This is a genomic window from Curtobacterium sp. CFBP9011 (genome assembly GCF_034045095.1).
GTDB lineage: Bacteria > Actinomycetota > Actinomycetes > Actinomycetales > Microbacteriaceae > Curtobacterium.
In genome coordinates this window covers 41,441-62,713 of record NZ_JAXCWN010000006.1, presented here as the reverse complement: position 1 = coordinate 62,713, position 21,273 = coordinate 41,441, and the positions used below count along the sequence as shown (strand labels likewise).

Sequence of the window (21,273 nt, the reverse complement as noted above, 5' to 3'; positions counted from 1 at the left end):
CAGCGGCTGCCCGATCTCGCAGGGCGGGCCTCCCGGCCGACGGCGTCGAGCGTCACCGCTCGGACACGCGGACGGGCCCGCCCACCGGTCGGTGGACGGGCCCGTCCGGCTCGGCGAGGCCGGGAGGCGCGTCAGCCCTCCGCGCGCTCGCTCACGTCGTGCGCGGCACGCTTCCGGCGGACCACCAGCAGCGCAGTGAGCCCGGCGAGGAGCAGCAGCCCGGCCGTGAGGGCCGGTGCCGCGAGCTCGGCACCCGTGTAGGCGAGGTCTCCGCCGTCGGCGGTGTCGATCCCGCCACCGCTGATCGGGACGACACCGCTGCCGGTGCCACCGAGGCCGGCGTCGCCGGAGCCCTGGTCGCCGGAGCCGCCGTCACCACTGCCGGGAACGGGGGTCGGCGTCGGGTCGGAGCCGTCGGTGGGGTCACCCGGACCGTTGCCGGGGTCCGTACCGGGGTCGGGGACGACCGCGAGGGGGATGGTCACCGCCAGCGTGATCTGCTGCCCGTTCGGCAGTTCCACGACGAGCGGCTCGTCCGAGGTCCCGACGGCCGTGGCGGCCAGACGCGATGCGGTCGACGGCGCTGCCGGCTGGGCGACGCCCGACTCGGGGACCGTGAAGGTCAGCGAGGCGCGACCCTGCTCGTCGGTCTTGTCGACGACCGTGGTGTCGACCGGGCTCGTGGCGAGCACCTGGTCCCCGGCGGAGACCGAGACGTCACCGCTCTGGTCGCCGGCGTTGCTGAACACCAGTGACGAGAGGTCGACCGTCACCTCGTCACCGGGCTGGAAGCCACCCTCGGGGACCGGCGTCGTGCGGACACCGATCGACCGCTGGTCGACCGGAACCGTCACCTCGGGGTGGGCACGGAAGTACTCGACCTGTGCCTCGAGGTCGACCTTGCCGCTGTCCTGCTTCGTGGCGGCCTGCTTGAACGCCGCGAAGTTGTCGCCGCCACCCGCGAGGAAGGAGTTGACGGTCACCTTGTAGGTGGTCGTCGCGCCGACCGCCTCACCGTCCAGCGTCATCGACGTGATGCGGGAGCCGGCGGCGGCCTGGGGGTCGTACGTGTACGCGAAGCCGTCCGAGGCGCCGAGCTTGAGGAACGGACGGGACGCGGTCGACGGCTGCCACTGCTGTTCGAGTGCCTGGCGGATCTGGTCACCCGTGAGGTCGAGGACGACCAGGGTGTTCGCGAACGACTGGACCGCCGCCGCTTCCTTGTAGGTCACCGGGCCTGCCGCCATGTCCGCGCGGAGTCCGCCCGAGTTCATGAACGCGATCTGCGAACCCTGTCGATCGGTCGCTTCCCGCTGGACCTCGGCGACGAAGTTGCCGAGCGTGGACTCGCCACCCCGGTTCTCCGAGCCGTCGCTCTGGACGGCGCGCCGCATGTCGCGGTCGATGGTGCCGAGTTCGACCGCCCCCTGCACGTCCGCTTCGGCGACCGCTGCGTCGACGGTCTGCTGGACGCCGGCGTCCGGCGTGAAGGTGCCGTCGACGAGGCGGACGTTCTCGGCGACGCTCGGGGTGACCGTGCCGTCGGCAGCGACCGTGAGCTGCACGTGTCCGAGGTTGAACCCGTAGGAGCCGGTCTGGATCACCGGACGCGGGATCGTGCCGCCGTCGGGGACGACCGAGTGCACGTAGGTCTGGTGGGTGTGCGCGGACAGGATCGCCGCGACCTTCGGCGTGACACCGTGCACGGCTCGGGCGAAGTCGGAGCCGTTGTCGAGGTCGGCGGCAGCCGAGGACTCCGCTCCGTCGTGGACGAGGAGCACGAGCACGTCTGCTTCGCCGTTCGTGTCGTCACCGTCGGTCAGGTCGTCGGCGACGCTGTTGACCTCGGTGGTGATGTCGCCCATCTCGAGTCCGGCGATGCCGTCCGGGCTGACGAGCCCCTGCTCGACGAGGTCGACCGTGGCACCGATGAACCCGACGCGCTTCCCGCTGATCTCCTGGATCGAGTACGGGTCGAAGGCAGGCTCGCCGGTGGCGCTGTCCAGGATGTTGGCCGAGATGTAGTCCCACTTGGCGTTGCGGGCGCCGTCCGGCCCGATCACACGGTCTCGGAGGTCGTCCTGGCCCTTGTCGAGCTCGTGGTTGCCGATCGCGCTGACGCTGAGGTCCATCTGGTTGAGGACGTCGATCGTGGGCTGGTCCTCCTGGATGAAGGACTCGAACGTCGACCCGCCGATGTTGTCACCCGAGCTGACGAAGGCGGACGTCGAGGCGTCCGGTCCGCGGAGCTGGTCGAGGGCACCGGCGAGGGTGGCCGCACCGGCGGCGTCACCGTCGCGGGGGGTCGGCTTCCCCGCGGTCTGCGAGATGGACCGTGTGATCCGACCGTGGAAGTCGTTGACGTCGTACAGGTCGATCGTCGTGTCACCGGCTGCCGCTGCGGGTGCGGTGGCGGCCGGCGTGGTGGCGGCCAGCGTCTCAGCGGCGAAGGCGGTGGTCGGGGCGCCGAGGGCGACGAGGACCCCGGCGGTGGCGAGGGCGGTGCCGGCGACGATGCCGCGCCTCCGCCTGGTGGTCTCGGGGGTGTGGGACGGGCTCATCGGTGTGAGGACTCCTGGTGTGGTGGTTCCGCCCCCGGACGGGGGACGCGACCTGCCGAACCTACGAGGATGTACAGGCGACACGCCAGAGTCCGGGCGACGGCGTCACATGATGTTCAACTGGCCGTGACACCGCCGCCCCACGGGCCCGGTCAGTCGCGGCCGAACGCACCCTTCGCCCGCTCGACGACCTCGGCGGCCATCGCCTTCGCGGAGTCCTTGACGACGTCGAACTCCACCGGGTCGCCCTTGAGCAGGCTCTTCGCGGTGTTCATCGCGTACTCGGCGGTGATGTGCGGCGGCAGCGGCGGGACGCTCCGGCTGACGTAGGCGTCGATGAGCGTGACGCCCTGGTGCGCGAAGGCACGCTCGACGGCGGCGTCCACCTCGTCGTCGCTGTGCACCGCGATGCCCTGGAAGCCGAGCAGTTCGGCGTACCCGGCGTAGTCCATCGTCTCGACGTCCTGCGAGCCGCGCCACATCGGGTTGCCGTCCTCGGTGCGCATCTCCCACGAGACCTGTCCCAGGTCGTCGTTGTGCATGACGACGATGACCAGCTGCTTGTCCTGCCAGCGGTCCATGTACTTCTTCACGGTGATGAGCTCGTTCATGCCGAGCATCTGGAAGGCGCCGTCGCCGATCGTGCACACCGCCGGCCGGTCCGGGAACGCGAACTTCGCCGTGACGGCGTACGGCATCGCCGCGAGCATCGTCGCCAGCCGGCCGGACATGTCGCCGTGCATGCCGCGGCGCAGCCGGATGTGGTGGCCGTACCAGTCCGCCGTGGTGCCGGCGTCGCAGGTGACGGTGACGCCCTCGGGCAGCCGGTCGTTCACCGCGCGGACGACCCGACGCGGGTTGACCCCGTCGCTGTACGCGACCTCGGCCTGGCGGCCCATCTCGGCCTCCCACTCACGCATCTCCTCGGCGAGCTGCTCCTGCCAGCCGAGGTCGTCCTTCTGCTCGAGCAGCGGCAGCAGGGCGTCGAGCGTCGCACCGACGTCGCCCCACATGTTGAGTTCGTTCGGGTACCGCAGGCCCAGCTGCTCGGGCTTGATGTCGACCTGGATGCCGCGGGCCTGCCCGACCTTCGGCAGGTACTCGCCGTAGGGGTAGTTCGTCCCGAGGAGCACGATCGTGTCGCACTCCTTGATCTGGGTCAGGCTCGGGCGCGACCCGAGCAGACCGACCTGCTGCGTGTGGAAGGGCACGTCGGAGGGCACGACGTCCTTGCCGCGCAGCGCGGTGATGATCCCGGCGCCGGCCTTCCCCGCCGCGGCGAGCACCTGGTCGGTGGCACCGCGTGCTCCGGCGCCGACCAGGAAGGTGACCTTCTCGCCGGCGTTGATGATGTCCGCCATCTTCCGGATGTCCTCGGCCGGCGGCGTGATCCGGGTCGAGGCCGGGACGTCGCTCGACCGCGAGACCCAGTGCTCCGCGCCGGGCTCCGACCAGGGCATGGCCTGCACGTCGTGGGGGAGCACGACCACGGCCGGCTGCTTCCGGAGCATCGCGGTGCGGAACGCGGTGTCGAGGACGACCCCCGCGGCGTCCGGCGTCGTGATGGTCTGCACGTAGCAGGCGACGTCGGCGAAGACGCGCTCCAGGTTCGACTCCTGCTGCGTGAACGTCCCGACGGCTGCCAGGCCCTGCTGTCCGACGATCGCCACGACCGGCTGGTTGTCCATCTGCGCGTCGTACAGGCCGTTGAGCATGTGGAAGGCGCCGGGGCTCGACGTGGCGATGCAGACGCCGACCTCGCCGGTGAACTTCGCGTGCGCGGTCGCCATCAGCGCCGCGATCTCCTCGTGCGTCGGGCGGATGTACTCGACGCCCTCGCCGGCACGGTCGGCCTTGCCGAGCGCGCCGTCGAACTCGCCGATGCCGTCACCCGGGTAGCCGTAGACGCGCGTGACGCCCCATGCCTTGATGCGGTCGAGGACGAATTCGCTGACGTTCTGGCTCATGCGACCAGGGTGCTCCGGAGCCTCCTCAGGATTCCCAGCACCGCGGGGTCCGGACTCACTCGACCGCGATGAGCGGCCGGAGCGTCCGGTGGGCGATGCGGAGGCCCTCCAGCACCTTGTCGTCCTCCCCGCCCCAGAGCGGGTCCTCGTGCTCGACGCTCAGTGTGCCGTCGAAGCCGGCCTCGTACAGCCGGTCGACCACGTGCGGCCAGTCGACCACCCCGCGCCCGGGTACGCGGAACCGCCACCAGCCCATGTCCCACGGGTCGTCGCCCTTGTCGACCTTGCCGAAGAAGCCGTACCGGTTCCGCTGCTCCGGGAACAGCTCGAGGTCCTTCGCCTGCGCGTGCACGATGTGCTCGGCGAACGGCAGGATCGTCTCGACCGGGTCGATGCCGATCCACGTCAGGTGCGACGGGTCCCAGTTCAGGCCGAAGCCGAGCCCGGTGACCCACTCCCAGAGCTCCGGCGAGTACGCGATGTTGCCCGGGTACCCGTCCGGGTGCCAGCCCTCCATGACGCAGTTCTCGATGATCAGGCGGACCCCGCGCTCCCCGGCGTAGTCGAGCAGCTCGGGCAGGACCCGGTCGCCCTCGACCATGTTCTCGCGGACGCTCTTGGTGTTGTCGCGGCCGATGAACGTGCCGACGTAGGGGACCCCGAGGCGCTGCGCGGCGTCGACCGCGTGCTTGAGGTGCGTGTGGACCTCGTCGCGCCGGGCCGGGTCCTGGTGCAGGTTGTTCTCGTAGTACGCCAGCGCGGAGATCTCGAGCCCGGTGCGGTCGAGCAGCTCCCGCGTGGACTGGACGTCCTCGTCGGTGAGGGTCGCCACGGGCAGGTGCGCCGCCTCGAAGTCGCGGCCGCCGGTGCCGGGCCAGACGGCGACCTCGAGCCGCTCGTAGCCCTGACCGCTCGCGAAGTCCGCGATGCGGCCGAGGTCCCACCCCGGCAGACAGGCCGTCAACATCCCGAGCTTCATCGGATCTCCCTCCAGGCGCGGTCGCCGGCACTGGCGACCACGCTGTCGATGATGCGTGCCGACCGGGCGCCGTCCGTGAAGGTCGGCAGACCCTCCGGCGCGCTGCCGGTCGTGACGGCCGTGTAGGTGTCGGCGACGAACGCGGCGAACGCGTCGACGTAGCCCTGCGGATGACCGGACGGCACGACCGCCAGACGCCGCTGGTCGGGGGAGCCCTGGGACGGGTCGCGGACGACGATCTGCGCTCCGGTCTCGTTGCCGAACCAGGCGGACTCGGGCTGCTCCTGGTCGAAGGCCGCGGAGCCGAGCATGCCGTCCACCTCGAACCACAGGCGGTTCTTCCGGCCGGCCGAGACCTGCGAGATGACGACGTTGCCGATCCGGCCGCTGCCGGTGCGGAAGGTCGCGACCGCGGTGTCCTCGGTGGTGACCTCGGCGCGCTCGCCGGCGTCGGCGATCGGGTCCGGGTCGGGGGTACCGGAGAACGAGGGGCCCGACGCTGCCGGACGGGTCGGGTACACGATGTCGGTGACGGCGCTGACCGAGTCGAACTGCTCACCGGTGACGAACTCGACCAGGTCACACCAGTGCGAGCCGATGTCCGCGAAGGCCCGCGACTGCCCGCCCGCGCCGGAGTCGACCCGCCACGAGGACGCGTCGGAGTCGAGCATCCAGTCCTGCAGGTAGTGGCCGTGCACGGCGAGCACCCGACCGAGCTGCCCGTCGGCGATGCGGGAGCGGATCTCGCGGACCATCGGGTGGTACCGGTAGACGAAGGGCACGGTCGCCACGACCCCGGCCTCGGCGGCGGCACGTTCGAGCTCGTCGGCCTGCTCAGCCGACACCGCGAGGGGCTTCTCGCACACGACGTTGATGCCGGCGCGGATCACCGCGAGGGCCTGCGGGTGGTGCTGGTCGTTGGGCGTGCAGATGTGCACGACGTCCGGGCGGTCGGCGATCACCGCGTCCAGGTCGGCGTACCCGTGCTCGAGGCCCAGCTGCTCGGCGACCTGCTCGGAACGCTCCCGGTTCCGGCCGAGGACCCCCACCACGTCGGCACCGGCGGCACGCGCAGCCCGGACGTGCACGGCGGCGATCATGCCCGTGCCGACGACGGCGACGCGGAGTCGCGCACCCCGCGGTGTCGTCGCCCGTGGTGGACCGGCCAGCTGCTGCCCCACACCGGGTGCGTGGACGTTGCCCTCTGTCGTCATGGTGCTCCCTCGCGCCGTGTCGACGCTCCCGCGCGTCGACACCGCCACCACCGTAGCGCCGAGGACCGGACCCGTTCGGGATCCGGTGAGTACGGTCTGGGGCATGGCGAGCCTCCAGACCACACTGCTCATCCTCGGAGCCAGCGGCGACCTGTCCAAGCGGCTGTTGCTGCCCGGCCTCGCGACGCTCCTCGACGTCAAGGAGGACTGGGAGATCCAGCTCGTCGGCGCCGGTGTCGAGGACCTCTCGGACGCCGAGTGGAAGCAGCTCGTGCACGAGGCGTTCGAGAACGCACAGGCGTCGAAGAACGAGGAGGACGAGGGCGCGACCGGCGAGACGGCACTGTCCCCGCGCCTCCAGGCCGTGGTCGACGGATCGTCGTACCGCAAGGCCGACGTCACGTCCCCGGACGACCTGAAGACGCTGCTCGGCGACTGCCACTTCGACCCGGCGATCTACTTCGCCCTGCCGCCCGCGGTGACCGAGAAGAGCTGCCAGCAGCTGGCGAAGATGGACCTCCCCGAGCACACGCGACTCGCCCTCGAGAAGCCGTTCGGCACCGACGCCGCGAGCGCCGAGCACCTCAACGACCTGCTGCACTCGTTCCTGCCGGAGTCGCGGATCCACCGCGTCGACCACTTCCTCGGTCGCTCCACGGTGCTCAACCTGCTCGGCCTGCGCTTCGCGAACCGCATCATCGAACCCCTGCTGTCCTCCCAGCACGTCGAGCGCGTCGACATCGTCTACGACGAGACCCTCGGACTGGAGGGACGTGCCCGCTACTACGACAAGGCCGGCGCCCTGGTCGACATGATCCAGAGCCACCTGCTGCAGGTGATGGCGGTCGTCGCCATGGAGGCGCCCGCGTCGATCGACGCCGAGGACCTGCGGACACAGAAGGAGCTCGTCCTCCGCGCGGTCCGCCCCTGGGGCGGGGACCCGCTGACGGCGGGCAAGCGCGCCCGCTACACGGCCGGCACGGTGGGGGACCGCTCGATGCCGTCGTACGTCGACGAGGACGGGGTGGACCCGTCGCTCGGCACCGAGACCCTGGCGCAGCTGAAGCTCGAGGTCGCCAACTGGCGCTGGGCCGGGGTGCCGTTCACCCTGCGCTCCGGCAAGGCGCTCGGCAAGCAGCGCCGCGAGATCCTCATCACGTTCAAGGACTCGCCGCACGTGCCCGACGGCCTGACCGGGGCGCACAAGCCGGACCGTCTGTGCATCTGGATCGCACCGGACGAGATGCAGCTCGAACTCAACGTCAACGGCCCGGGCGACCCGTACACGATCGACCACACCGCGCTCGAGGTGACGTTCAACCCCGGCCGGCTCAGTGCCTACGGGGAGGTGCTCGCCGGGGTGCTCGAGGGCGACGCGACCCTGTCCGTCCGTGGCGACAGCGCCGTGCAGGGGTGGAAGGTCGTCGAGCCGTTCCTGCAGCTCTGGCGTTCCGGCGAGGCCCCGCTCGACGAGTACGCGGCCGGGTCGGGTGGGCCGGAGGACTGGGACAACGTCGACTCGTGACGCTGCCTCGTCGCGGTGTCTCGTGACGCCGCCTCGTCGCGGTGTCTCGTAGCGGGGCAGGCGTAGCGTTCGGAGACGTGACCACGACAGACGACGTCCTGCAGACCGTTCCCGAACCCGCCGGTGCCGACATCCGTGTCGAGACCGTCCACTACGACTCCGAGGGCACCGACCTCGAAGGGGTCCTGGCGAAGGACACGGCCGTCGCCGGTCCGCGCCCCGCCGTCCTCGTCATCCACGACTGGCACGGGGTGAACGAGCACGTCGAGGCACGCGTGACGATGCTCGCGCGCCTGGGCTACGTGGCCTTCGGCGCCGACGTCTACGGTGCTGGCATCCGCCCGGGTGACGACACCGCCGCCGAGGTGGCCGGTCGTTTCTACGGCGACAACGCCCTGTTCCGCACCCGCCTGCGCGCCGGACTCGACCGCCTGCTCGCTGACCCGGACGTCGACGCGTCGAAGGTCGTCGTGATGGGCTACTGCTTCGGCGGCTCGGGTGCGCTCGAACTCGCCCGCACGGGTGCCGACCTGGTCGGAGCGGTCTCGTTCCACGGCGGACTCATCGCGCACGACCCCTCGGACGCGGACCAGATCCGCGCGAAGCTCCTGGTCCTCACTGGCGGCGCCGACCCGGTCGTGCCGGACGAGGCCGTGCACGCGTGGCAGGACGAGATGCGTGGGGTGTCGCACGTCGACTGGCAGGTCGTCACCTACGCGGACGCCATGCACGCCTTCGCCGTCCCGGGCACCGACGCACCGGACCACGGCGCGCAGTACCAGGAGCGTGCCGACCGTCGCTCGTGGCAGGCGCTGCAGGTGTTCCTCGCCGAGGTGTTCGACCAGGAGCCGACGGTCGCCTGAGCACCGCGTGCCGTGCTCGGCGACACGCCGGGTGCGGCATGCGTGGGCGCTCGATTGGCGCTGCGCCCGGAGCTGTTGTAGAGTCTTCCACGGCTCGCAAGGGCCACTGCGCTCGTAGCTCAATGGATAGAGCATCTGACTACGGATCAGAAGGTTGGGGGTTCGAGTCCCTTCGAGCGCACAGAAGTACCGTCTAGGTGTAGCCCCAGGTGTAGCCCAGGGGTAGCCCAGAATCAAGGAACGCCCCGTAGCCATCGGCCGCGGGGCGTTCGTCGTTCCATCCACCGACACCAGAATGAGGGCTGGTCACCATCCGCACTGCGGGGGGATGATGACCGCATGGTGTCCCGCCGAACACTCACCGCCGCCGCCGCGCTCGCACTCGCCGGCTTCGCGCTCACCGCCTGCGCCGCGACGCCAGCTGCGAAGCCGACCCCGACGCCGAAGCCGTTCTCCGCGACCGGCACGATCTCCGTCCCGATGGACATCAGCGCGTCCCTGCCCCTGCAGAACGGCAAGCCGACGATCGGCAACCCGTGCATCCCCAAGGGTGGCTACTCGGACATCGACGGCGGCGCGCAGGTCGTCGTCGCGGACGGTTCCGGTGAGACCGTCGCCGTCGGCGAGCTCGACGAGGGCGGTCTGCAGAATGGACCGTCCGGATCCGCGTTCTACCAGTCGGTCTGCGAGTACCCCTTCACCGTTGCCGACGTCCCGGCCGGAATGAAGTTCTACTCCGTGCACATCGGCAACACGAACCGCGGCGAGCAGACCTACACCGCCGCGCAGCTCAAGAGCGGTATCGCTCTCACCCTCGGCTGATGTCGGCGGCCCGCGGCACCATCACCGCATGCCGCAGTACCAGTGGTCCCCGCCCGAGCATCCGGACCCGCCCGAGGACCAGCCGATCGGCATCGATGGTGTCGAGTGGTCCGAGTGGGTCAACCACTCGCCCGTCCACGTCGAGGTCGAGTTCACCCGGACTGGCTGGCAGCGGGTCCCCGGTTTCGTGGACGCGGCGACCGATGACCGGGTGCTCGTGCAGTTCGTCCACATGGGGTTCGCGCACCGGGTGTGGCTCGAGCGAGGACGGGTGACCCCGCGGACGCTGAAGCCGCGCCGGTGAACGACGAAAGACCCCCCTCCGAGCTCCCGAAGGAACCCGAAGGGGGGTCTTGTTGTTCTGACTGATCGTCACGTAGTGTCCGGCGCATGCAGACGCCGATCGCTCGCTTCGCACGGTGGCTCGCCCACCGGAACGACCGTCCCGCTGACGCGACCTCCTGCTTCGAGTGTCACCGTGAAGTGGACCCTGCCGAGGGCGAGTGGATCGCTGACCGGAAGGCCCTCCTCTGCGACGACGAGAAGTGCTCGACCGCGTTCCAGACCGCCTGGGCCGTCTGAGTCAGCCGCGGGTGTACGGGAACGAGTCCGAGGACCGCGACCCGGCCTGCATGACGATCGACGCGATCCCAGCGCTGCCGGACGGGACCGTGCACGTCACCTGAGTGTCGCTGACGACGGTGACGTTCGTCGCGGGGAGACCGCCGATGTTGACCGCGGTCACGCCGGTGAAGCCCGTTCCCGTGATCGTCATCGTCGCACCAGACGTCGCGGCCGCCGGCGAGACCGACGACGGTACCGGCGCGATCACGTCGTTCGCGTACCGGCCACCGAGCGCGAACGCGTTGGTGAACATGGCGTCGTCGAGGGCGGACACCTGCGCGTGTGTCCGCCCGGACACCGTGAGGTCCTCGATGTAGAGGCGGTAGAGGGCGAAGCTCGGCAAGTTGCTGCCCGCCGTCCCCGAGTTGAAGTAGCCGATGCCGCCCCACTTCACGCGGCCCTCGATCGGATCGTTCGCGGCGGGTGCGCTCGAGTACCACCCGTTCACGGAGATCGCGTGGCGGCCGGTCCCGAGGGCACTCGCGGTCTCGTTCGCGGCGTTGATGCGGGTGCCCCAGCCTGCGCTGGGCCGCATGCCGGACTTGTACGCCGACATGTGCTGCTTGATGCTGTCGGCCTGACCGACGATCACACGCTGCGGCTGCGGGTCGGCGCCGAGGCGCGTCTGCCGGTCCCACAGCGAGTAGTAGTAGCTGTGGGTCGGGTTGGCGATCAGGTACGCCATCAGCGCCGGCGGCAGCTCGATGGTGGCGCTGCCGGGAGTCGTCGCGATCGGCGACACGATGCCGTGCAGCGCACCCTTCGAGGTTCGCTCGACCTTGCCGGAGACGCCGTTCAGCCCCTGGAAGGTGAAGACCGGAGCGGTGCTGCTTCCGAGGATCGCCCGGGCGGAGGTGTCGACGGCGTTCGGCATCGCCGAGCCGGACACGGGCACCCCGGCGGCCCACGGGAACACGGGGTGCCCGGGCTCGACCAGCAGCAGGCTGCCGCGCGTCTCGAGCTCGTCGCTCTTGAGCTGCGTGCCGAGACCGGAATAGTCGGCCCCCGAGGGGACCGTGATTGCTCGTCCGAAACTGACCATCAGCGGGTAGCCCAGCCTTTCTGCTTAATGAGGTCGGCGACCTTGGCGCCGATCGCGAGGTACCCGAAGCGGTTCGGGTGAGTGGCGTCGAAGCGCAGGGAGGTCGGGACGACGTCGTTGGCGATGTCCGCGGTGTCCTGCGCCGTGGCCGTGAGCCCGGCGGCACTCAGGCCGTTCTGCACGAGCCACGACCGCATGTCGAAGTAGCTGCTCGGGTAGGTCGCCCCGATCTGCGCGTTCAGGCTCAGGATGTTGTTGTAGCCGGCGGTGCCCTTGATCTCGGCTGAGTTGTTCAGGACCCCGAGGACGAGGAACCGCGGCGAGACACCCTGGAACGCGACCATCGTCGCCATGTCGCGCAGCACCTGGGATGCGTTCGGGTTGTTGCGGCCCGGCCAGAACACCGACACGTCGTTGCGATGCGCCTTCCCGTCCTGCGAGTAGAACCGCGACCCGGGTGGGCAGGGAGTCGACACCGAGCGGGCCGTCTTCGGGGTGAACGTCCACGAGTTGCTGCCGTCGGTGAGGTGCGCGAGCGTGCCAGCGACGCCGCAGAGGACGCCGGGGAACACGCCGAGGCCCGTCGCGTTGCCGTCGCTGAGCGTTCGGTACCCGTCAGCCGGGTTGATGGCGGTGAGGGTCACCGGGGTCGTCGTCGCGGGGATCACGTCGCCGGGGAGGGACACCTGCGGGGTGAGCGCGCCCGCCCGGATCGCGATGTCACCGGACGCTTCACCGGAAACGCTCGGATTCCACAGCGCGACGCCGAGGATGTCGGACGCGATCTGCGGCCACGTGACGCCGCTCCCGTCCTGGTTGCCTTGCGTGATCGAGTCGCCCTTCGTGGACAGCCCGGGTACGCCTGCAGCCTGGACGGCCTGGTTGCCGATGAGCGTCGCGATGCGCGCGATCATCGCCGCGGTCGGGTCGCCCTTCAGGTCCCACTGAGCCCCGGCAGCGACGTAGCCGTTCTCATCGACGAGCCCCGCGCTGATGCCGATCTGAGCGAGCCGAGGGTCGGCTGCGAAGCCAATTCCGCTCGCCATGAGCGGACCCGCCTTCGCGGCCACCTCGCGGGCGGAATGCGGGGGCATGCCGCCGGACGAGTCGTTCGCGATCCACGACGCGTAGCCCGCAGCGTCTCGCACAGCGAACGAGATGCCCTGGTCGAGGATGACGTCGGTGCCGGGAGCACCCTCCGCTCCACGCGGGCCCGCCGCTCCATCGGTTCCGGCCGTACCAGTGAGGTCGGCCTTCCTCTTCCACACCATGCGTGTGCTCCACTCCGCCCCCGGTGGGGCTGCTCAGTCCGCCCGAGGCGGGGTGTTCATGCGGGGGTCGGTCGCGCGCCGGTCGGCCAGGCGCTGTCATCGCGGGCCTGACGAGCGACCCGAGCGCGTTCGATCTTCTGCTGCTCGATCTCGGTGAACACGATCGGCGGCTTCGTCCGCTCGATGGCGGCGGTGAGCGCGTCGTTCGAGTCGGTGAGGATCATGACCATCACGTGCTCGGCGTCGCGTTCGCGGATCATCTGGTCGAGGTCTTCGCGGACGGCGCGGAGCTCGGTCCACACCTCGGTGATCGCGACGTCACGTGCCGACGCGGGACGCGGGGGCAGCCGCCGCTGGATGAACAGCAGGACGGCGCCGACGGAACCACCGCCAGCGGTGATCAGGGCGATCAGTACGGCGTCGCTCACGTGCGCTCCTCCGGCCGGGGTGCCTCCTCGCGCTCCGAGAGGTGCAGCGCTCGGTAGAACGGGACGACGGACACTGCCATCGGGAGGACGGCGTACGCGAGGCGTTCCCAGTCCCCGTCGGCGTGAGTGCGGACGATGATCGAAACCGAGTAGGCGAACAGGCTCAGGATGAGCACGTACTCGGACAGGATCTCGACCAGCAGCACCCGCTCCGGCAGCGGGTGCCGTGACGCTCGCCGCTCCCGGTACCGGCGGGACACCTGCACGCCGACGATCGAACCGACCGACGCGAGGATGATGATCGCCGGGATCCCAACGGACCACGCCCGGCCGAGGGTGACGGCGACGGTAGTGATGCCGAACACCGCGGTCAGGACGCCGTAGAGGGCGAGGAACGCGTACTTCACCGTCAGCGTCACGTACAGCGACGGGTGCGGCTCGTAGTCGACGTTCTCCCCCCACGCTCGGCCGACAGCGCTGCGGAGGCGGCGGCTACGTACGGTCACCGCGGCAGCACCTGGTCGGAGCCGTCGGTGATCTGCGGCGGCGAGCTATCACCCACCTGCTTCGCGATCGCCGTGCGCTTCGCCGCCGCCCGCGGGACGGAACCGAAGCCGATGTGGGTCAACGCCTTGTTCACGGTCGGGATCGCGATGATCGCGGTCAGCGCCGAGTTGATCGCGAGAGCCTGCACGGCGACGGCAGTGAGGCCGGTCGCCGCCGGCCACTGCCCCTGCACGATCTGCACGACCTGCGGGATCAGCGGCAGCACGGTCAGCGCCGTCGTCAGCAGCGTCCGGAGGACACGCTGTCCGCGGAACCAGATGCTCTCGACGTCGAGCTTCGGGGCCTTCTCATGGTCGCCCATCAGGCACCTGCCTTCGGCTGCACGTAGCGGCTGCCCTCGGGGACGACCTGCTTCTCGGTGGTCGTCACCCGGCCCAGGAGCTCCTGCAGGCGGGTGATGACGCCGCGCTTCGGGTTGGTGAACTCCTTGACGAGGTAGTCGGTGTTCTTCAGCGTTGCGGCCACTCGGGTGCTGATGCCGCGCTTGTCGTCGCTGACCATGCTGTGGAGGCCGGAGACGAGGTCGGTAAGCCTGTCGACCGTGCCCTCGAGCCGCTTGAGTCGTGCGTCCTGCTCGTTGTTCATGTCGTCCTCCTCGGGACTGAGAACTGCGTTCTCGACGGTGATGCCCGGGTAGGGCGGAAAGTGCTCGGTACGGGTTGCGCCTTCGATGTGCCAGGGCTCGCCGAAGTTGCGACCGGTCCAGGTGAAGCCGCGGAGCTCGCACTGCTCGTGCAGCCACGCGAACTCCTCCGCGGTCAGGGCCCGGTTCCGGCCGTTCGCCATGGTCACGCCGGCGTCGATCGCGTTGCCGTGCGTGCCCTCGTAGTGCCGGGACAGGTAGAGGGCCGCGGCGACGGGGTATCCGTCGCGGAGGTACTTCGCGTACAGGTACTCGCAGCGTTCCTTGGTGCGGCGGCCCTCATTCGGGGTGAGCCGGTCGCCGTTCTGCCCGAACCGGGCAGCGAAGTCGCGGGTCAGCGACAGCCACTGCTGCGCGATCCGCTCGGAGTTGACGAACTGCATCTGCCCGAACAGGTCCGGGTACGACGACGGTCCGATGGGGAACCAGGCCACGGGGCCTCCTTCAACGACGAGAGCCGCCCCCGGAAGGACGGCTCGGATGAGGTGCGGGGCGGCGGGTCAGTCCCACTCGTAGAGGTAGTTCGTGTTGCGGGGGTCGTCGGGGTCGTAGGGGTTCGACTCCAACCACCACGTGCCTGGCGTGACAGGTGACGGTGGCGGCGTGAGACTCACCCACACCTGCGCCGGATTCGCCGGTGTGCGCACCAAGTCACCGATCGAACCGCCCTCAGCCGGTACGAACAGCGGCCAGTCGAGGAAGTCGACGCCGACGTAGCCGCCATCGGACTCAAGCCACTCGACGCGAATGCGGTAGAACACGAGGGGCTGAACCGATTCGGTGGACTGTAGCTCGACGGTGAACCCGCCGGCCGCGTTCGGGATGACGACGATCGGACGCGTCGAGAGGATCGCGTTCGTCGTCACCGCTGCCTCAGACGCGGTGAAGATGATGCGCGGCGACAGCGAGTTGAGGGTGTCGAGCTTGAAGTCGCGGAGCGTGCCGGTGACGGTAGGCATCAGGATCCTTCCGGGATCAGGCGCTGATGCCGCCACCGCTGGTCGCGGTGGTTCGCCACAGCTTGTTGTTGCTGTCGATGTAGAGGTTCGAGGGCTGGTCGGTCAGAGGCAGGTCGCCGATGCGGATGCCGCCGCCGTCGACTCGGAAGCCGTTGCCGCCGACTGTGAGCTGTGCGATCCCGCCGCCGACGCCGACGAGGGCTGCTCCGGACTGCAGGGCGACCTTCGTGCCGTCGGAGGCGAGCTCGCCCGTCCCGAAGTCGACCTTCCCGCGGCCGCCGGACCTACCGATCGTCATGTCGCCGACCCGGATGTGACCGCTGTCATCGACCGTCAGGTCGCCCGACAGGGTCGTGTCACCGTTGATCGTCAGCTTCCCGTCGATGACGGTGGCGCCGGTCACGTGGAACGCGCCCTCGAGGGACGTGTCCCCGGTGATGCGCAGCCGGCCGCTGATCGTCGTCGGACCGTCCAGCGTGGATGTGCCCTCGAGGTGGAAGTCGCCCGTGACGCTGGTGTCGCCGGTGATCGTCGTCGGGCCGTCGATGTCCATCTTCCCGGTGACCTTGGTCGGGCCCGAGAGGTGGGAGTCGCCGGAGACGTTCAGCGTGCCGCTGATGCGGAGCTCCCCGTCGACGATTTCGAGGCCGTCGATCGTCAGCTTGCCCGTCACGCTGCCGCTCCCTTGGATGAGGAACGAGTCCTCGCCGACGAACCGTGTCCGGCCGCCAGAAATTGCGGAGTCCGACATTGTGGTTCGCGACTCGAGCTGCGCTAGCCTGCGATAAATCTCTTCCAGTACGCTCCCGAAGGGGTTGTCGATACGTCCCACGGCTGCCTCCTTCGGTCACTGCGCTTGGAGCTGCAGCTTGATCGTGTTGGTCAGGTCACCGGAGAAGCCGACGAGTCGATGCGTCAGCCACCCATCGGGCAACCAGTCGTGCCCGTCCGTGTACGTGCGGAGGGTCTGCCCCAGCCTCAGGTCCCCCAGGTTCGGGGCGCCATCTGCCTGCATTGAGAACGAGTACTGCCGCGTCGGCTTCGTGTACGTGCGCAGGTCTTCGCTGGCGCGCAGGGACAGCACGCGTCGGTCCCGTTCCTGCGTGTACCGGACCACTCGCTCGAGCGCGATCTCGTCAGCGGCGAGCACCGTTGCGGACGTCTCGACCTTCAGGTCCAGGTCGGCCCCGTTGCCGATGGCGTAGAAGATGCTGCCCTGCGCGTTGCCGTCCTCGGTGAACTGGAACTTCGTCAGCCCCGGGCGGGGTGCGTTGAGGTTCCACTCCAACGTCGACCCGGACAGGTCACCGACACGGGAGGTCCACTGCAGGGAACCGTCGTCGGTCCACGACGGCTCGAAGTCGAGGTCGGGGCCGCCCTTCGTGTTCTGGACGGCGGCGAGTTCCGTCTCGATGATCGGCAGGTTGAACTCGTGGTACGTCCGACTCTCCGGACCGTTCATCCCCCGGGGCGGCAGGACCAGCGGGAGCTGCCAGTTCCCCGTCGGACCCTGCATCACGTCCCACAGCAGATGCCCGGCGAGGGACGCGAGGCTCTGGTTCTGCAGCACGAACCGCCCGTCGAGCTGACCGTTGTAGCCGTTCTGCCCGAACGTGGTCCGGTACTTGAACAGCTCCCGCAGCTCCAACGTGTTCAGCGACACTGTGCCGGCGGCATCGTCCACGTCCTTGCCGACGATCAGTCCGGCATACTTCGGCCGACCGTTCCAGCACGACACCAGAGTGCGCGCCCACGTCCGCGTCAGGTCAAGCCGTGACGCTCTCCGCGCATTGGTGGACCCGCCCTCGCCGAGGACGCTGGTGACGAAATCGTGGCTCCCCTGCCCGACCCCGTTCAGCTTCCGGGAGAAGGTCGACCCCGTCGGCTTGACAGGGGCCAGCCGCCTACCGGTGCGGGTCTCGCAGATGAAGTGAGTCCACATGCGCGCCCCCGATCAGATGTAGGTGTCCCAGGTTTCGACGGTCAGCTGGTTCGCGCTGTCGGTGTTGCTCATCCCAACCGCGGTCTGCGTGCCGGGGAACGTGCGCCACAGGTCCACCTGGCCGAGGACGCCGTACTTCACGGCCCCACCAACCGTGAGGACACCCGACGCTGTGTCGAACGTGTGCGGGACGCCAGCGGTCAGGGGCGTGTTCACCTCGACACGGCGACCGTTCGGCCCGAGGATCACGTAGTTGTTGGCGTCCGACCCGGTCATCGTCAGGAGCGACGTCGCCGGGGCGTTCCCGTAGTGGAAGACGGTGGTGGTGGAACCGCCAGGGGCGCCGGTCGTGTTCAGGCGTCCGTACCGGTAGGGGTCGACGAACCGGCGGGAGAGCTGGAACGCTGCCCGCCGGCCTGGGATGTCGACCTCGAACTTCGACGCGGCCGCCATCTTCCCCAGACCGAACGTGGTCGCCCCGTGGAGCGTGACCTCGACCCGCTGCGTGCGCGGGTCGATGCCGGCGAACCGGTTGCGGTACGCGCCGAGCTGCTCACTCGACTTGGCGTAGCAGAAGCCGGAGACGGTGAGTACGCGCACCCCGTAGTGCACCGGGGTGTCGTACTCACCGTCTCCGTCGTCGATGTCCACCGACGTGAACTTCACGTCCGGGGTGTCATCCCAGCCGACGAGGCCGCCCGCGGAGATGTAGAACCCGTCGAACCCTTCGCCGCCGTGAAACTCGACGCCGTCGATCCGGACGATGTCCTCGGGTGTGAGATCCACGGTCATCCTCTCCGCCCGTTCCAGTTGAGCTCGTCCATCGCCATGCGTCCGATCTCACGTTCCGACTGCATCGGCTGGGGGTAGATGTTCTGCGTCACGGAAGGGCCGCTGGCGCCGCCACCGGACTGCACGACGACAACCTGCTGGGCAGGCGGCGCGTACCGGACCGGAGCAGACACCGGCCCGCCCGACGCGAACCGGGGGGCACCGACCATGGCCGACATCAGCTGCTGCTTCGACAGCGTCCCCTGGTTGATCGCGTGCATGATCTGCGGGCCGTACTTCGACGCCGACCGCTCGCGGATGATCCACTCACGGTTCGACGCCCAGATCGGCACGTCGTCGGACGTGCCTGTCCCGGGCCCGACGATCTGGCCGCCGGACGCGAACGTCCCCATGCGGCCGCCGCCGGAGACGCTCTTCCCGTTCAGGTCCTTCATCTCGGACCGGGCCATGCGGATCTTCGCGAGGATCTGGTCGACCGCCGTGCTGTCGCCCTGCACCTTGAACAGGGTCGTCGCGAGCTTCGGGATCGCGTTGATCTTGCCGCGCAGCTGATCCACCGGACCGCCGGCATCCGGCGCGTTGTTCGTGAACAACGTCGACCAGTCCGTCGGCGTACCGATGATCTTGTCCGCGTAGTCCTGCGCAGCCTGCCCGGTGATGCCGTACTGGCCCAGCGCCGCGATCAGCTCGTCCCGACCCCGCCGCATCGCATCAGTCGCCTGATCCTGCGAGGTGGTCTGGTTGAAGATCGCGGCGGCCGACGCCTCCGCCGACTGCGCGATCGCGTCGAGAGCGCTCTGGTTCGCGCGGCCCTTGTCCGTCGTGATGTCGAGGCTCTTGCCGTTCTCCTTCAGAGAGCCCGTCACCGCGTCGACAGCAGCCTCGAAGTCACGCTGAGCCGACCGAGCATCCAACGTCGGAGACGTCAGATCACGGAGGGCCTTCGTGGTGCTCTCGACCGCCTTCGCGGCGTCCTCGGCCGACGTGTTGAGCTTCTGGAGCGCGTCGGCGTTGTCCTTCGTCGGCGCCTTCGCGCTCTTCGCCGCCTCCTCGTACTGGCCCGTGGCCAGCTTCAGCAGATTCGACTTCGACGCCGAGATGCCGAGCGCCGTCGCCTGGTTGACGAGCTGCGCCTTGTACCCGGGCATCAGGTCGATCAGCTTCGACGTCTGGTCCCGAGTCAGCTTCTGCTCGTCCCGCAGCGACTTGAACGCGCGTGCTGCTGACGGGGCGTCCGCCGACGCGACCTCACCGAGCGCGGAGCCGAGGTCCTTCAGGGACTTCGACTCCTGCTTGATGGTGAACGACGAGAAGATCGAGACCGGCTCGGAGCTCAGCTGCTTGATGACCGTCCGGAGGTCCTGCAGGTTCTTCGCGGTGTCGCCGGCCAGGAACTTCGAGAAATCGGACCGCTGTCCGGCCTTCTCGAGCAGCTTCGCGGCGTCGGCCGTGGTGCTGATCGCGTTGGTCAGCTCCTCCTGCGACGCAGCGCCGGAGTCCGCCGCCAGGTTCAGCCCAACGACGGCGGCGGCGCCGACACCGAGCGCGATGCCCCACGGGCCCATGAGGAACCCTGCCGTCGCCGACAGCGCCTTCCCCATGCCGGCTGAAGCGCCGACCGCGATGCGGGATGCCCGCGACAGCCCCGCGGTGTGCACGGTCGCGCCCGACATGCCGCGCCCGAACGCCGAGACGCTCCGCAGGCCGAGGGCTGCAGCCCCCGAGACGAGCGGGATCCGAGCAGTCGCCAGGGTGAGCATCGCCGCGTTGAACGCGACGATCTTCGGGATGGCGATCAGCATCGTGCCGCCGCTGAGCGCGACTGCCGCGGTGAGCGCGCCGACGCCGAGGACGACGCCCTGTACCGCGCCGGGTGCCTCGTTGTAGGTGTCGATCAGGTCGGTGATGACCTGCACCGCGGTGCGGAGCGGACCGTCAGCGGCCTGACCGGTGACGATGCCGGCGGTGAGGAACGACGCCTTCAGCTTCGTCAGGTCGCCGTTGAGGTTGTCCATCTTGCCGACGGCCTGCTCGGTGGCGAAGCCCTGCTCGTTGACGGCCTTCGTCCACCGGTCGACCTCCTTCGCCCCGCCCTTCATGAGGACGGTCGCGGCGGTGATCTGCGCGTTGCCGAAGATCGTGCCGAGGGCCGCGTCGCGCTCTGCGTCCTTGCGCGTGCCGAGCTTCTTGTTCAGCTGCTCGGCGACGCCGTTGAACCCGATGAACTTGCCCTGCGCGTTGTAGACCTCGATGCCGTACTGCTGCATCGCCTTCGCCGCGACCTTCGACGGGGCCGTCAGCGAGAGGAGGATGCCGCGGAGGCTGGTGCCCGCCTGCTCACCCATGATGCCGTTCTGCGCGAGCAGGGCCAGGGAGCCGACGGTCTGCTCAAGACCGATGTGCGCGGCGGCCGCGACGGGGCCGATGTACTTCAGGCCCTCACCGAGCTCGGAGACACCACCGAGCGCCTTGTCGGCACCAGCCGAGAGGAGGTCCGCGATGTGCGTGACGTCCTTGCCCTTGAGCCCGAACTGGGCGAGCGTCGAGGCGGCGATCTCGGTCGCGTCGGCGACGTCGATCTGACCGGCCGCGGCGAGCTTCAGCGCACCGGACAGGGCACCGCCGGTGATGTCAGCCGCTGAGGTGCCGGCCTTCACGAGCTCGATCTCGGCTTCCGCCGCCTGGGTCGCGGAGTAGCCGATCGCCGTGCCCGTGGTGAGCGCAGCCTCCTTGAGCTCCCGCATCTCGTCGGCGGTCGCGTGCGACAGCGACTTGACCGACGACATCTTCTCGTCGAAGTCCGCGTACGCCTTGATCGCGCCGCCGACCGCGAGGGCTGCGACCGCTCCCACGGCGAGGAGCGGCTTCGCGAGGGACTCCGCGGCCTCCCGCTGCTTGTGCAGCGCCCGGGCCGCCGCGGCAGCACCACGAACGGTCTGGTTCGTGAAGTTCGTCGCGGCGGCTTGCCCCTGGTTCATCGCCGTGACGAACCCGCCGATCTTGGCGCCGATCTCGAGGATGATGCTGCGATCGCTACCGTTCGCCAAGGGGCACCTGCTTCCTGCCCGCAGGCG

At 69.5% G+C, this 21,273-nt stretch carries 20 protein-coding genes and 1 tRNA gene; 6 read left to right on the top strand and 15 right to left on the bottom strand.

The window, feature by feature from the left end; all coding sequences use genetic code 11:
* Positions 1–131 precede the first annotated feature (131 nt).
* The 4 genes from SOM35_RS13215 to SOM35_RS13200 all read right to left on the bottom strand — a co-directional run bounded on the left by SOM35_RS13215 (position 132) and on the right by SOM35_RS13200 (position 6,721).
* Entirely contained in the window at positions 132–2,561 is a 2,430-nt protein-coding gene (locus tag SOM35_RS13215; protein WP_320515759.1) for a bifunctional metallophosphatase/5'-nucleotidase, read from the bottom strand.
* Positions 2,562–2,713: 152 nt separating this feature from the next.
* Positions 2,714–4,528 carry a thiamine pyrophosphate-requiring protein gene (locus tag SOM35_RS13210; RefSeq protein ID WP_320515758.1) on the bottom strand — a complete coding sequence of 605 codons (1,815 nt, stop codon included), beginning with the start codon at positions 4,526–4,528 and terminating at the stop codon, positions 2,714–2,716.
* Between the two features lie 55 nt (positions 4,529–4,583).
* Complete coding sequence (locus SOM35_RS13205; RefSeq protein WP_290158409.1) at positions 4,584–5,507, bottom strand: sugar phosphate isomerase/epimerase family protein; 924 nt, start codon at positions 5,505–5,507, stop codon at positions 4,584–4,586.
* Positions 5,504–6,721: a Gfo/Idh/MocA family protein gene (locus SOM35_RS13200; protein ID WP_320515757.1), complete on the bottom strand. Its 1,218-nt coding sequence runs from the start codon at positions 6,719–6,721 to the stop codon at positions 5,504–5,506. The genes SOM35_RS13205 and SOM35_RS13200 overlap by 4 nt, the downstream gene beginning before the upstream one ends.
* 103 nt (positions 6,722–6,824) lie before the next feature.
* Between SOM35_RS13200 and SOM35_RS13195 the strand changes: the two genes are divergently transcribed.
* The 6 genes from SOM35_RS13195 (at position 6,825) to SOM35_RS13170 (ending at position 10,513) form a co-directional block, all read left to right on the top strand.
* A complete protein-coding gene (locus SOM35_RS13195; RefSeq protein ID WP_320515756.1) occupies positions 6,825–8,246 on the top strand; it encodes a glucose-6-phosphate dehydrogenase in 1,422 nt (473 codons plus the stop codon).
* Between the two features lie 77 nt (positions 8,247–8,323).
* On the top strand, positions 8,324–9,109 hold the full coding sequence (locus SOM35_RS13190; RefSeq protein WP_320515755.1) for a dienelactone hydrolase family protein: 786 nt from the start codon (positions 8,324–8,326) through the stop codon (positions 9,107–9,109).
* A 108-nt stretch (positions 9,110–9,217) separates the two neighbouring features.
* Positions 9,218–9,290, top strand: a tRNA-Arg gene (locus SOM35_RS13185).
* Between the two features lie 158 nt (positions 9,291–9,448).
* Positions 9,449–9,931, top strand: coding sequence for a hypothetical protein (locus SOM35_RS13180; RefSeq protein WP_320515754.1), 483 nt, complete (start codon positions 9,449–9,451; stop codon positions 9,929–9,931).
* Between the two features lie 28 nt (positions 9,932–9,959).
* Positions 9,960–10,235, top strand: coding sequence for a hypothetical protein (locus tag SOM35_RS13175; RefSeq protein WP_320515753.1), 276 nt, complete (start codon positions 9,960–9,962; stop codon positions 10,233–10,235).
* Positions 10,236–10,321: 86 nt separating this feature from the next.
* Entirely contained in the window at positions 10,322–10,513 is a 192-nt protein-coding gene (locus SOM35_RS13170) for a hypothetical protein (RefSeq protein WP_320515752.1), read from the top strand.
* Position 10,514: 1 nt separating this feature from the next.
* Here the strand turns inward: SOM35_RS13170 and SOM35_RS13165 are convergent, their stop codons facing one another.
* The 11 genes from SOM35_RS13165 to SOM35_RS13115 form a co-directional block, all read right to left on the bottom strand.
* Positions 10,515–11,597 carry an IPT/TIG domain-containing protein gene (locus SOM35_RS13165; RefSeq protein WP_320515751.1) on the bottom strand — a complete coding sequence of 361 codons (1,083 nt, stop codon included), beginning with the start codon at positions 11,595–11,597 and terminating at the stop codon, positions 10,515–10,517.
* Positions 11,597–12,868 (bottom strand): hypothetical protein, encoded by a 1,272-nt coding sequence (locus SOM35_RS13160; protein ID WP_320515750.1) that lies wholly within the window; start codon positions 12,866–12,868, stop codon positions 11,597–11,599. Before SOM35_RS13160 ends, SOM35_RS13165 begins: the two co-directional genes overlap by 1 nt.
* Positions 12,869–12,924: 56 nt before the next feature.
* Positions 12,925–13,296, bottom strand: a complete 372-nt coding sequence (locus SOM35_RS13155) for a hypothetical protein (RefSeq protein ID WP_320515749.1) — start codon at positions 13,294–13,296, stop codon at positions 12,925–12,927.
* Complete coding sequence (locus SOM35_RS13150) at positions 13,293–13,802, bottom strand: hypothetical protein (protein ID WP_320515748.1); 510 nt, start codon at positions 13,800–13,802, stop codon at positions 13,293–13,295. The genes SOM35_RS13155 and SOM35_RS13150 overlap by 4 nt, the downstream gene beginning before the upstream one ends.
* Positions 13,799–14,164 (bottom strand): hypothetical protein, encoded by a 366-nt coding sequence (locus tag SOM35_RS13145; protein ID WP_320515747.1) that lies wholly within the window; start codon positions 14,162–14,164, stop codon positions 13,799–13,801. Before SOM35_RS13145 ends, SOM35_RS13150 begins: the two co-directional genes overlap by 4 nt.
* On the bottom strand, positions 14,164–14,940 hold the full coding sequence (locus SOM35_RS13140) for a M15 family metallopeptidase domain-containing protein (RefSeq protein ID WP_320515746.1): 777 nt from the start codon (positions 14,938–14,940) through the stop codon (positions 14,164–14,166). The genes SOM35_RS13145 and SOM35_RS13140 overlap by 1 nt, the downstream gene beginning before the upstream one ends.
* A gap of 66 nt (positions 14,941–15,006) precedes the next feature.
* The gene (locus tag SOM35_RS13135; RefSeq protein ID WP_320515745.1) at positions 15,007–15,465 is read right to left on the bottom strand and encodes a hypothetical protein; all 459 of its coding nucleotides are present in this window, start codon (positions 15,463–15,465) and stop codon (positions 15,007–15,009) included.
* Positions 15,466–15,481: 16 nt separating this feature from the next.
* The gene (locus tag SOM35_RS13130) at positions 15,482–16,216 is read right to left on the bottom strand and encodes a hypothetical protein (protein WP_320515744.1); all 735 of its coding nucleotides are present in this window, start codon (positions 16,214–16,216) and stop codon (positions 15,482–15,484) included.
* A gap of 96 nt (positions 16,217–16,312) precedes the next feature.
* A complete protein-coding gene (locus tag SOM35_RS13125; protein ID WP_320515743.1) occupies positions 16,313–17,149 on the bottom strand; it encodes a hypothetical protein in 837 nt (278 codons plus the stop codon).
* A gap of 270 nt (positions 17,150–17,419) precedes the next feature.
* Complete coding sequence (locus SOM35_RS13120) at positions 17,420–18,193, bottom strand: hypothetical protein (RefSeq protein ID WP_320515742.1); 774 nt, start codon at positions 18,191–18,193, stop codon at positions 17,420–17,422.
* Positions 18,194–18,195: 2 nt separating this feature from the next.
* Complete coding sequence (locus SOM35_RS13115; RefSeq protein WP_320515741.1) at positions 18,196–21,246, bottom strand: phage tail tape measure protein; 3,051 nt, start codon at positions 21,244–21,246, stop codon at positions 18,196–18,198.
* Between the last annotated feature and the right edge of the window lie 27 nt (positions 21,247–21,273).